The sequence below is a fragment of the Natronomonas sp. genome (assembly GCF_047616845.1).
Classification (GTDB): Archaea; Halobacteriota; Halobacteria; order Halobacteriales; family Haloarculaceae; genus Natronomonas.
In genome coordinates this window covers 20,487-31,625 of record NZ_JBLGBY010000021.1, presented here as the reverse complement: position 1 = coordinate 31,625, position 11,139 = coordinate 20,487, and the positions used below count along the sequence as shown (strand labels likewise).

General features: G+C 63.8%; 12 protein-coding genes. 7 read left to right on the top strand and 5 right to left on the bottom strand.

What is annotated here, in order from left to right:
• Together ACI8UR_RS06200 and ACI8UR_RS06195 are read right to left on the bottom strand one after the other, a co-directional pair.
• Positions 1 to 1,371 carry a geranylgeranyl reductase family protein gene (locus ACI8UR_RS06200; RefSeq protein WP_415087672.1) on the bottom strand — a complete coding sequence of 457 codons (1,371 nt, stop codon included), beginning with the start codon at positions 1,369 to 1,371 and terminating at the stop codon, positions 1 to 3.
• Positions 1,372 to 1,415: 44 nt separating this feature from the next.
• Positions 1,416 to 2,591, bottom strand: a complete 1,176-nt coding sequence (locus tag ACI8UR_RS06195) for an MFS transporter (RefSeq protein WP_415087671.1) — start codon at positions 2,589 to 2,591, stop codon at positions 1,416 to 1,418.
• 153 nt (positions 2,592 to 2,744) lie between these two features.
• Here ACI8UR_RS06195 and ACI8UR_RS06190 point away from each other — a divergent pair, with 153 nt between their 5' ends.
• On the top strand, positions 2,745 to 3,530 hold the full coding sequence (locus tag ACI8UR_RS06190; protein ID WP_411716442.1) for an aldo/keto reductase: 786 nt from the start codon (positions 2,745 to 2,747) through the stop codon (positions 3,528 to 3,530).
• Positions 3,531 to 3,575: 45 nt separating this feature from the next.
• The gene (locus tag ACI8UR_RS06185) at positions 3,576 to 4,328 is read left to right on the top strand and encodes a hypothetical protein (protein WP_411716440.1); all 753 of its coding nucleotides are present in this window, start codon (positions 3,576 to 3,578) and stop codon (positions 4,326 to 4,328) included.
• A 69-nt stretch (positions 4,329 to 4,397) separates the two neighbouring features.
• Here ACI8UR_RS06185 and ACI8UR_RS06180 read toward each other — a convergent pair whose 3' ends face one another.
• The gene (locus ACI8UR_RS06180) at positions 4,398 to 5,480 is read right to left on the bottom strand and encodes an NAD(P)/FAD-dependent oxidoreductase (protein WP_415087670.1); all 1,083 of its coding nucleotides are present in this window, start codon (positions 5,478 to 5,480) and stop codon (positions 4,398 to 4,400) included.
• Positions 5,481 to 5,652: 172 nt separating this feature from the next.
• On the opposite strand from ACI8UR_RS06180, the gene ACI8UR_RS06175 reads away from it, so the two are divergent.
• The 5 genes from ACI8UR_RS06175 to ACI8UR_RS06155 all read left to right on the top strand — a co-directional run bounded on the left by ACI8UR_RS06175 (position 5,653) and on the right by ACI8UR_RS06155 (position 9,544).
• Positions 5,653 to 6,108, top strand: a complete 456-nt coding sequence (locus ACI8UR_RS06175) for a DUF892 family protein (RefSeq protein ID WP_411716376.1) — start codon at positions 5,653 to 5,655, stop codon at positions 6,106 to 6,108.
• A gap of 52 nt (positions 6,109 to 6,160) precedes the next feature.
• Positions 6,161 to 6,499 (top strand): glutaredoxin family protein, encoded by a 339-nt coding sequence (locus ACI8UR_RS06170; RefSeq protein WP_411716374.1) that lies wholly within the window; start codon positions 6,161 to 6,163, stop codon positions 6,497 to 6,499.
• A 127-nt stretch (positions 6,500 to 6,626) separates the two neighbouring features.
• Positions 6,627 to 7,274 (top strand): hypothetical protein, encoded by a 648-nt coding sequence (locus ACI8UR_RS06165; RefSeq protein ID WP_411716373.1) that lies wholly within the window; start codon positions 6,627 to 6,629, stop codon positions 7,272 to 7,274.
• A 208-nt stretch (positions 7,275 to 7,482) separates the two neighbouring features.
• Positions 7,483 to 8,451, top strand: coding sequence for a phosphoadenosine phosphosulfate reductase family protein (locus ACI8UR_RS06160; protein ID WP_415087669.1), 969 nt, complete (start codon positions 7,483 to 7,485; stop codon positions 8,449 to 8,451).
• A 475-nt stretch (positions 8,452 to 8,926) separates the two neighbouring features.
• Positions 8,927 to 9,544 carry a halocyanin domain-containing protein gene (locus ACI8UR_RS06155; protein WP_411715056.1) on the top strand — a complete coding sequence of 206 codons (618 nt, stop codon included), beginning with the start codon at positions 8,927 to 8,929 and terminating at the stop codon, positions 9,542 to 9,544.
• Positions 9,545 to 9,631: 87 nt separating this feature from the next.
• On the opposite strand, the gene ACI8UR_RS06150 is transcribed toward ACI8UR_RS06155, so the two are convergent.
• Positions 9,632 to 10,135 (bottom strand): type II toxin-antitoxin system RatA family toxin, encoded by a 504-nt coding sequence (locus tag ACI8UR_RS06150; RefSeq protein ID WP_411715057.1) that lies wholly within the window; start codon positions 10,133 to 10,135, stop codon positions 9,632 to 9,634.
• Positions 10,136 to 10,159: 24 nt separating this feature from the next.
• Entirely contained in the window at positions 10,160 to 11,113 is a 954-nt protein-coding gene (locus ACI8UR_RS06145; RefSeq protein ID WP_411715058.1) for an ArsA family ATPase, read from the bottom strand.
• Positions 11,114 to 11,139 lie beyond the last annotated feature (26 nt).

Here is an 11,139-nt window from a genome sequence, read left to right as displayed (position 1 = left end):
CTAGTACTTCGGCTCCGCGCCGGTCAGCTCGTAGACATCGTCCATCAGGTCATCTCGGCGCGACCGCCATTCCCCGAACTCGTCGGGCGTGGTCGGGTAGTCGTCGTAGATGGATTTGAGGTCGGTCGCCATCTGGTTGAGCTTCCGCAGCTCGAACAGGTTACCCCAGTGGCCGAACGTCTTGAGTGCGGTCTTGACCTTCAGCGGCCAGCTCATCGAGGCGGTGCCCTCGAGCGCCAGGGCGTCGGCGAGCTGTTGGCCGGGCATAGCACTGACGATGTCGATGAGTTCGTCGGTGTCGTAGGTGCCGCCCCAGATGTTGTACAGATCCATCGCGGCGAAGCGCTTGCCGAAGTCGGTCTGGACGCGGCGGTTGTACTCCCAGAGTGCCCCCTCCTCGACAGTGCCGTCGCTGATGGCGTCGATGGCGGCTTCGGCAGCCCACGTGCCGGCTTTCGCGGCGCCCGGAATCCCGCCACCGGTACAGGGATTGACGTGAGCGGCGGCGTCGCCGACGGCCATGTAGCCGGGCGCGACCGCCGAATCGTACGGTCGGCGGGTCGGCAGCGCCGCACCCAGTTTGTCCTTGACTTTCGCACCCTGGAACTCGTCGCGGTTTCGGAGGTCTTTCTTGAGGTGTTCGACGAGCTTCATCGGCGGCTTGTTCATCTGGAAACCGAGGCCGACGTTGATCTCGGTCGGCGTCCGCGGGAAATACCACAGATAGCCGAGCTCCGCGGTCGGCTTGAATACGATGGCGTTGTGCCAATCGACCGGCTCGGGTACCTCAACGATCTCCCGGTAGGCCGAACAGAACTGCTTGTAGTTGACCTTCGTGTCGAACGTCGTCCCTTCGAAGTCGGTTTTGTCCTGCAACAGCGACAGCGAGCCGGCAGCGTCGATGACGACGTCGGCTTCGAACTCTCGGACGGAGCCCCGTGAGGTCGCGGTGACGCCGGTGACACGGCCGTTCTGGATGATGTCGCGAACGACGACATCGTAGTGGACATCGGCGCCGGCGCGTTCGGCCTCTTCGAGCAGAACCTCGCCGTAGCGTTTCCGGTCGACGATGGCGCCGTTCCCGCCGCGGAACCCGATATCGAGGTTCTCGTCGGTTTTCGGGTTCTCGAATCGTGCGAGCGTGATGTCCTGGTTCGTGAACGACTCCTCCCGGAGGTAATCGAGGTCGATGACATCGGGGAACGTACTCGTCCCCTTGATCGCGTCCCCACAGGCGATACGACCGCCCTCTTCTTCGGATTTGCGCTCAAGCAGGGCTACCTCAAGCCCCTCTTGCGCTGCCGTCGCAGCGGCGAAACAGCCCGCTGTCCCGCCGCCCACGACAACCATATCGTACGTTTCCGCAGGCATGTCTGGTGGTTATGGACAGTGACATAAATAACCCACACTTGCTGTCACAGTGGGCCACTCGATGCGCGCGATGCCGCCGCGGCCGCAAGCAGGAATTCGATAGCCAGTAAGCTGACGAGCAGGCCGAATGCGACCATCCAGCCGGCCATGTCGGCGAGCGTGCCGACCACCACGCTGCCGAGCGCCCCGAGCAGCATATAGACGGTGCGCACCAGCCCGAAGCCAGCGGCGCGTTCAGTCTCGCTGAGGTGGTCGATGAACCGCGACTGGACGGGCGCGCCCCACGACATCGCGATGCCGACGAGAGGGATGGCGGCGAAGACGAGGAGGCCGGATGCGACGACGAGAGTGCCGTAGCCGATGACACCGATACCGAACGCGGAGGCGGCGACGGCATCCCGACCGATTCGGTCGGAGAGCGTACCCAGTATCGGCTGGGAGGCGCCGTGGACGACGAAATACGCCGAGAAGAGCGCGCTCGCCGTGGCCGGCGATTGGCCGTGATACTCGATGAGGAACGTCGGCAGGAACGATGCGGTCGCCTGCCAGCAGAAGGCCCCGCCAACCGCCATGGCGGTGGTGTATCTGATCTCCGGGCGCGCGAGCAGCTCGCGAACGGGGCCGAGTTCGAACCGCGAGCGCAGCGTGAGTTCGGGCCGGGCCGGCGGCGTCTCACGGACGCGAAGCCAGAACAGCGCGAACACGGGGATGGCGACGGACGCACCGAGCAACATGGCCGTCCGCCAGCCGTAGCGAGCGCCGATAGCGGCCGCGATGACCGGCGTTACGAGGCCGGCCAGCGGTGCGCCCGTCACGTGGATGCCGATGGCGCGGCCGACCTGCTCGAAGTGGCGGGCGAGAAACGAGGTCGCGACGCTGTAATGCAGCCCCGCGCCGGCACCGAGCGCGACGACGGTGAGTGCGAAAACGGGGTAGTTCGGGGACAGCGACAACAGGAGGCTGGCGACGGTGGTCACACCGACGGCCGTGAGGATGACGCGTCGCTCACCGAACCGGTCGGCGAGGACGCCGCTCGGAAACTGCGAAAGCGCGTAAGCAGCCCACATTCCCGAGAGGGCGAGCCCGATGGCGCCTTTCGAGACGGCGAAATCCGCGACGATGGATGGCACGACTGGACTGATAGCGAGGCGAGCGACCATCGTCGCGGTGAACGCGAGCGTACACAGCGCTAACGCAACGTTTCGATACTGCCAGCCCACGGCCGGAGTTGACCACCGGGAATCAACATCCTTGCGATTCCTCGCCGTTCACTTCCGGGCCCCCTCGCCGCTGCCCCAACGGTTTTCGGCGCGAGTGGTGTAGCCGTCCATATGTCAAAACAGGAGAGCCGCAGCGCGCCCGAGCACAGCGGTATGCCGGCGCTTGGCCTTGGAACGTGGCAGAACGAAGCCCCCGAGCAGTGCGCCGAATCCGTGCGGACAGCACTCGAGATGGGGTATCGACACATCGACACCGCACAGGCGTACGGTAACGAGGATGCGGTCGGAAACGGCATCGAACGGGCTGCTGTCGACCGGGACGACGTCTTCCTCGCGACGAAAGTCTGGACGGACAGACTTGCCTACGACGACGTACTCGAATCGACCCAGGAGAGTCTCGACCGGCTCGGTACCGACTACCTCGACCTGCTGTACGTCCACTGGCCGGCCGGCGAGTACGACGCCGAGGAGACGCTGTCGGCCTTCGCGGAACTCCGCGATGAAGGCTCCATCGACCGTATCGGCGTCTCAAACTTCGAGCCGCGCCATCTCGATGCCGCGAAGGAGGCACTCGACGCCCCCGTCTTTGCGAACCAGGTCGAGATGCACTCACTGCTCCAACAGACCGAGCTCCGGGAGTACTGTGCCGAGGCGGGCATCGAACTCGTCGCGTACTCCCCGCTCGCGCGTGGGAAGGTGTTCGATGTCGACGTGCTCTCGGAGATCGCCGACGCCCACGACGCCAGCGAGGCGCAAGTGAGCCTCGCATGGCTCATCGAGAAGGGTGTGACGGTGATCCCGAAAGCGACGAGCGAGGCGCACATCCAAGATAACTGGGCGGCGCTCGACCTCGAGTTGACCGAGGAGGATATCACCCGCATCGACAACATCGGCCGGTCGCGCCGACTCATCGACCCCGACTTCGCTCCCGAGTGGTGAAAGCGGGCCGGAACCTATTTTGGGGCCGGGCGGGAGGTTCATCGTATGTCCGAGGGCGGCATCGTCGAGGGGTTGAAAATCGACGTCGTGCGGTTACACGAGACCTGGATGGAGCTCGTCTTCCCGCGACAGCGCACCGCCATCCATCAGGTGCTGGGCAAATGGCAGCCCAGAACCCGCGGAGACGAGATCAAGTATCGGCTCTGGGCGGCCCTTGGGGTGCCCGTCGTCGCCGTGCTTTATCCGTTCCTCTTGCTCGGCTTCGCCGTCCGGTTCAACGCCCGGCGGTTCGACAGCGCGACGACACGACTCGGCATCATCGGTGTCGTCGTCTTCAGCGCGCTCCTGTGGGGTGCGTTGACCGCGCTTGCCCGTGTCAGGCTCCCGTTCGACGGCTTCGTCGCCGTCGGCGCCGCAAGCGTGGTCGCGGTGATATCGGCTGGCCTCGCGGCGGGCTTCAGTCGCCTCGGGGGGCGTGGAACAACCGTCATCCTCGCGTACCCCATGGCGATGAACGCCGTCTTCCTGCCGCCGGTCGTCGCGGCGCTGTACGACCCCTCACTCAGCGGCGTCCTCGAACGCAGCGAGCTGTTCGCCATCTTCCTCCTCGATACCGTGTTGACCGTCGGCGGCATCAACGACTCCCTCCGAGCGAACTTCAGCCTGGAGGGCGTCGCCGTCGTCCTGATGTGGGTCGGTATCGCGACGCCGCTCGGGTGGTTCCTCGGCTGCATCGTGACGCTCGCCGACGCCGTCCGCCCTCGTTCCGGAAGCGCGGACGCAGAAACGGCGGACTGAGCATCGGAGACGGCTCTTCTGGACGCGTGCGCGATAGGAAAAATATAGGGCTGCTCGCGAGCTGACCGCTCAGTCGTCGTCGGATGCGGCTGCTGCCTGCCCGGTTCCGGGGTGGCCCTCGTGTTCGACCGCGTGCTCGCGCAGACGATCGGAGACGCCGGGGACGTCCGCTTTCGTGACGGGGCCTTCGGCCTCGATTTCCTCGACCGACCGCGGGAACGCCCGCAAGTCGTAGTGGTTGCCGATGCCACAGCGGGCGCCCTCGCCCATCGCCGTCGGAATCTGGTTGTGGCCGGGTGTGACGTCGCCGACCGCGTAGACGCCGTCAACGTTGGTGCGGCCGTGGTCGTCGACAGCGATGGTACCGTCGTCGTTCAACTCGACGCCGAGCGACTCCGCGAGGTCGGTGTTGTAGTCGGAGCCGTACATCGGGAAGCCGCCGCGGTACTCTCGGCGGGTGCCGTCGCCGGACTCCGTCCGGCTGCTCGTGGGACGTGATCCCACGGTATCCTCGAACTCGAAGGCTTCAAGCCAGCCGTCGTCGCCTTTCTCCAGGCCGATGATGTCCTCGTGGATGATGTCGATAGGGTGGTTCTCGAGCATGACCTGCGTCTCCGCAGACCACTCGGGCTCGTCGCCGCGGGTCAGGATGTCGACCTCCGGCGTGAAGTTGAGCATGATCATCGCGACGTGGGCCGCCGAATCGCTGGTGCCCATCACGTAGACCGGTTCGTCGACGAACATGTAGGCGTCACAGTGAAGACAGTAGTGAAGGCCCTTGCCGGTGCGGGGCAGCGGCGGGTCGGGCTGCTCGTCGGAGAAGCCGGTCGCGAGCACGACGTGGTCGGTCGTCACCTCGACGTTACCGGCGGTAACGTGGTAGCCGTCTTCCGTGGCTTCGATATCGGAGACGAAATCCTGGAAGTAGTCGGCGCCGTACTCCTTGACCTGCTCCGTCGCGGTCTGGAGGAACTCGTTACCCGAGACATCTTCGGTGATCCCGATGACGTTGTGGGTGTCGAGCATCATCGCTGCTCGCCCGCCACCACGGTTGATGACGGCCGTATCGTGGCCCAGTCGAGTCGCGTACAGCGCAGTCGTCAGTCCGGCGGGGCCGCCCCCGACAACCGTCACCTGATAATGCTCCGTCATTGCTGTCTATTACTGCTCCCTCCGGCTTAACTCCCAGGCTGGTTTGCCGGCGGCGCGCATACCGCCGAGGGGGATATATACTGTAGCTACGTGGTGAGTGCCCACCGGTCGCTGCCGACCAATCCCCGCGGGCAGAACACCTACTATGGATGGGGGCGAAAAGCCGGTCATCATGTCTTCTGACCGCGTCATCGAACTTCTGCGGAAGGCGTACAGCGACGAAATCGAGACCGTGATGAACTACCAGACGAACGCCATCGTCCTCGACGGCGTGCGGGCCGAAGAAATCAAAGAGAGCCTCCAGCAGGACATCCAGGAGGAACTGGGCCACTCCGAGCAGCTCGGCCAGCGACTCAAGCAGCTGGGCGCTCGACCGCCGGGCTCCGCGGAGTTCACCGCCCGACAGGACTCACTCCAGCCACCGGAGGATTCGACCGACGTGCTCTCGGTCATTCGGGGCGTCCTCGATGCCGAGAACGACGCCATCCAGACGTACCGTGACCTCATCAACGCCGCCGAGGACGCGGACGACCCCGTCACGGAAGACCTCGCGGTGACGATTCTCGCCGACGAGGAGAGTCACCGAACCGAGTTCCGCGGCTTCGAGAAGGAGTATCAGAACGGCTGAGCCTCGATACCGCCAACGTAACGGATTTGCCATCGCAGGCGCTAGCCGACGTATGTCCACGGATATCGAGGGCCTTCCGCAGGAAGATATCAACGAACTCGTCGACGAGACCATCGCGGAGAACGAGGTCGTCCTGTTCATGAAGGGGACGGCTATCGCCCCGGAGTGTGGGTACTCCGAGACGGCGCTCCATCACATCCGACGGCACCGCGATGACGTCGAGTGTGTCGACATCCTCCACTCCGACGAGGAGTTCCGGGCGGCCCTGGAGCGACACAGTGGCTGGACGACGATTCCGCAGGCGTACGTCGACGGCGAGTTCGTCGGCGGGGCTGACGTGCTCGAAGAACTCGATGAGCGCGGTGAGCTGGCCGATGCGCTGAACGCCTGAATCGGCCGTTTTGGGGCGTGTTACACCGTGACAAGGGTGAAGGACAGGTGATATAAGTGAGGAACCCCTACATTTATTCGAACCACTCGCGTCAGAGGGCGGCGACCCTCTGTGGGACAGGGATACCATGACCAGTCGTGTTTACAGACTCCATTCGACGTTAGAACTGCAACTTGAAGACGTACACACGTTCTTCGACGAATACGAACTGCCCGTCGAGATCGATGACGTCGACATAACCAGGCGGAACAACACGCTCATCGTCAGCGCTGTTGCCGCCGAAGAAAACATCTCGAAGTACACGCCGACCGCCCAGCTGAAGGCGAGCGTGACCGAGAACCGACTGTACGAAACCGAGGACGGGTGGCAGGAGACGCCCCCGGATCAGCAGAACGGCGGCGGCAGTAGCGACGATGACGACGACGACGACGACGGCCCCACCTGGAGCAGCTTCGGGGAGGGCGGTCAAGTGCAGGAAGAGGAACCCGAAATCAACTCCAAGCTCGTCGAGTACGCCTGCTTCAAGGGCGACCGCGAAACCGTGCTGCAGAACACGGCGCTGCAGTATCCGATGTTCGAGGTACTGTGTGACCTCGCGAAGTACGCTGACAAGGGCGCACTCACCACGATTGCGTCTGTCGACGACGAACTCGAGGCGACACGCATCGTCGACGGCGAGGAACGTTCCGCGAGCATCGAAGTCATCGACGACCCACGCGAGCGCGAAACGGAAAATACGGTCAACTGGCGCGACAACAAATTCATCAGCGAGTAACGGTACCGCCGAGCGGTACCGGCTTGATTCTCTGACTCAGACTGCTCAGCAGTCGCTCTCCTACACACCTCACTGAACCCATCAGCGTTCGACCTCGGCCGCAGCCGGCAATTCAAGCCGCTTTTCGAGACGAATCGTCGCCGGTCGGGACGAAACTGGCAGAACCCAAAAGACCCTTTATTCTTCTAATTAGATGTAATTACACGCTATGAGCGAATTCCCCGATTACGTCGACGTGGATTACACGGGCGGCGAAGGCGAAGACCCCGAGGATTACCCGACCCTCGAGGAGAAAATCGAGAAGGCAGTCGAGGTCGTCAAGACCGGCCTCGAGGAGTACGAAACCCCCGCCATCATGTGGACGGGTGGCAAGGACTCGACGCTCACGCTGTACTTCGTGAAGGAGGTCGCAGAACAGTACGGCTACGACCTGCCACCCGCGGTCTTCATCGACCACTACCAGCACTTCGACGAGCTGCTCGACTTCGTCGACCGCTGGGCCGAGGAGTGGGATCTCGACGTAATCTTCGCGCGCAATGAGGATGTCGGTGAGTACGTCGACGAGCACGGCCTCGAACCGGGCGATGACATCCCCGTCGACGAACTCTCCGAACACAACCAACACCACATTCGGAACATCCTCGAATACGAGGAGGACACGTTCCCGTTCCTGCTCGACACCTACGTCGGCAACCACCTGCTGAAGACCGTCGCGCTCAACAACACGCTTGAGGAGCACGACATCGACGGCATTATCTCGGGCATCCGCTGGGACGAACAGGAAGCCCGTGCCGATGAGACGTTCTTCAGCCCCCGCCACAACCCCGACATCTACCCGCCACACGACCGCATTCAGCCCATCCTGCAGTTCGACGAAGCCGACGTCTGGGACGCCTTCTGGTACTACGTCGTCCCTGAAACCGTCGAAGGCTTCCCGGATGACGGCTACGTGCCGCAGGATTACGACGACCTCCCGAACGAACTCACCCACGAGGACATTCCGGTTTCACCGAAGTACTTCGCCGGCTTCCGCTCGCTCGGCAGCGAGATTTCGACGGAGAAAAGCGACGAGGAGCCCGCCTGGCTGCAAGACCTCGAGAACACGACCGAGCGCGCTGGCCGCGCCCAGGACAAAGAAGACCTGATGGAGCGCCTGCGCGACCTCGGTTACATGTAGGAACCCCACTTTTTGCACGAGAACACGGGTCGCGCGCCGAATGGCGCGCGACACCGGTTCTCGGCAAAAACTTGGGGAAAATATGCGCGCTGCGTGGCGGCCGCAGGCCGCCACGGCCATTCGGTTGCGGGCGGTGCCCGCAACCCGCTCCTCCTGTCGCGGCCCGGAGGGCCGCGGTAGTTGTCGGGCGCTACAGGACGCTCCCTGCGGTCGCGTCCTGCGAACCGCGCTCGCTGCGCTCGCGCGGATGCTTGCGTTCGTTTTCGAATTGATTTCGACGCCGAGATACTACCGCGTTGGCTTGTATCCGCGAGCGTAGCGAGCGGTTCTGTCGCGCGACCATCGGGAGCGCGGCTACCGACGAACGACCGGAGGGAGTGAGGAGGTATTTTTCATCGAAGTTTTTGCCGGTCGCCGCAGGCGACCGTGCAAAAAGTTCGAAGGATTCAGTACGCGGTGGTCGCAAGGAGGTGGTATGAGCACGAACGAGGTGAGTCGCCGCGGGTTCATGACGGCGGCAGCAGGGTCGGCCGCTGCGGCAGCGGCCTCCGGGACGGCCGCCGCACAGCAGACAGTGCCGGATTACGGATCGTTCCTCGGTGACGCGAACCTCTACGAGGAGGGTTCCGCCCAGGATCTCCGCGACCAGAGCGAAGTGACGGTTTCGGTGGGCGCCGGCGATGGGCTGGCATTCGACCCGCCAGCCATCTGGATTTCGCCCGGAACGACGGTCACCTGGGAGTGGACTGGTGAAGGTGGCTCCCACAACGTCGTCGCCGAGGAGGGCCCCGCCGGCATCGACAGCGGTGACCCCATCGGCGAGGAAGGCCACACCTACTCCTACGAGTTCACCGAGGAGGATGCTGGCATTACGAACTACAAATGCGAACCCCACGTCAGCCAGGGGATGAAAGGCGGCGTCGCAGTCGGCGACGACGTGCCGACGAAGGAACTCGCTCAGAATGAGGGCCCGGCGATCACGATCCCCGATCAGGCACTGGCGCTCACCGTGGCGACGATGTTTGCGATGGTGACGACGCTCGGCCTCGGTTACTTCTTCATGAAGTACGGCGGCGATTACGAAACCGATTGACATCCTCCCCGCGCTACCGGGCGAGGATTCCCCGAAGGGCGGGGCTTTCTCCTTGCACTTCCGTAAGCGAGCCCGTTTCGATTCGTCTCAACTCGTTTCGATCTCCAGTTCCACGTCCCGGCGCTCACCTTCCAGGTCGGCGACGATGCGCCGAACCACGCGCTCGGCTTCGGATTGCACCTTCGGCTTCACCTTCTCGATGACCCAATCGAGCGAGACGAACCGCGGTAACTCGAGGGTGCGCTCGTCGGCCGACCCCGGTGCGTACTCGACACGGAGGGTCGCTTTCGTTTTCTCGGCGTCCTCCTCCAACGGTTCGACGATCCACTGTCCGACGGCGTCGATGTCTTTCACGATGCGCCAGTCGATTCGGTGTGGCGGGTCGACATCGGTCACCCGCGAGCGCGTGGTGTAGGTGAGTTTCCACCAGGTAAAATCGAGTTCGTACTCGGTGCCGGGCGAGCCGTCGCCGAACTGGCGGACGCCGGTGAGATGCTCTGAGTACTTTGCGTAGCTCCGGAAACCAAGGAGGAAATCGTACACCTCATCGGGCGGCAGATAGACGATGGTCGAAACCTCGACAGTGTCCACAGGCGTCGTTCGGACGCCGCCTTCCTAAGCGTTCGCCCCGAGGCGGTCTGCGACTCGTTCGATCGCCTCCAGGCCATGCACTTCGCCGTGGAACTGCGGGACGAGCGTTATCGGTAGCTCGAACCGTTCTCGGGCCTCTCCGATGCGTTTCTGTTGGCTCTCGTGGGTCGCCTGACAGAGGTCACACTCCGGCGTCGGGTCTTCGATGACCTTGTTGATGATGGCCCGGCCCGCCGGAATGTCGTAGGCGTCGAGTTCGGCGAGCAGGCGCTCGGTTTCGAGGACGGCCATCGTCTCCGGGATGAGGACGGCGCGGAACTCGGTGCGTTCGGGGTCACGTAACACCCGCCCGACGCGCTCCATGCGCGCCTGGAGCTCTTCGAGGTCGATTTCGGCCTCGATATCCGGCTTCTCCTCGGCCTCGTCGTCACCGGTGCCGAGAAAGCCTCGCACGGAGTCCGCGAGACTCGACATCTGCGAGCGCACGGAGATGAGTTTGCCCATGGCCGAGCTCATCACGTCGGGGAGTTTGAGCAAGCGAAGCGTGTGGCCGGTCGGTGCCGTGTCGAAGACGATGTAATCGTAACGGGGGTCGTCCATGTAATCGACGAAGAGATCCATCGCAGCAGCCTCGTCAGTACCCGGCGCGACGCCAGCCTCGATGACGTCGTCGAGATCGCTCTCGTCGAGCGAGATACCGAGGTCTTCGAGCTCCGAGAGGGCGGCGCTGACCTGGCCGCGGTACTGCCCGATGCGCTCACTGGGGTCGATCTCGACCGCCCAGAGGTCGATATCGTCACGGACGTGTGTCGGTTCGGCGTCGACGGGCGCGTCGAACACGTCGGACAGCGAGTGGGCGGGGTCGGTCGAGACGACGAGCGTGGCGTGGCCCTCCCGGGCGTACTGCAGTGCGGTCGCCGCCGCACAGGTCGTCTTTCCGACGCCGCCTTTCCCGCCGTAGAGTACGTACTGCGTCACGGTCGGTTGTGCGAGGCGGGGCGGAT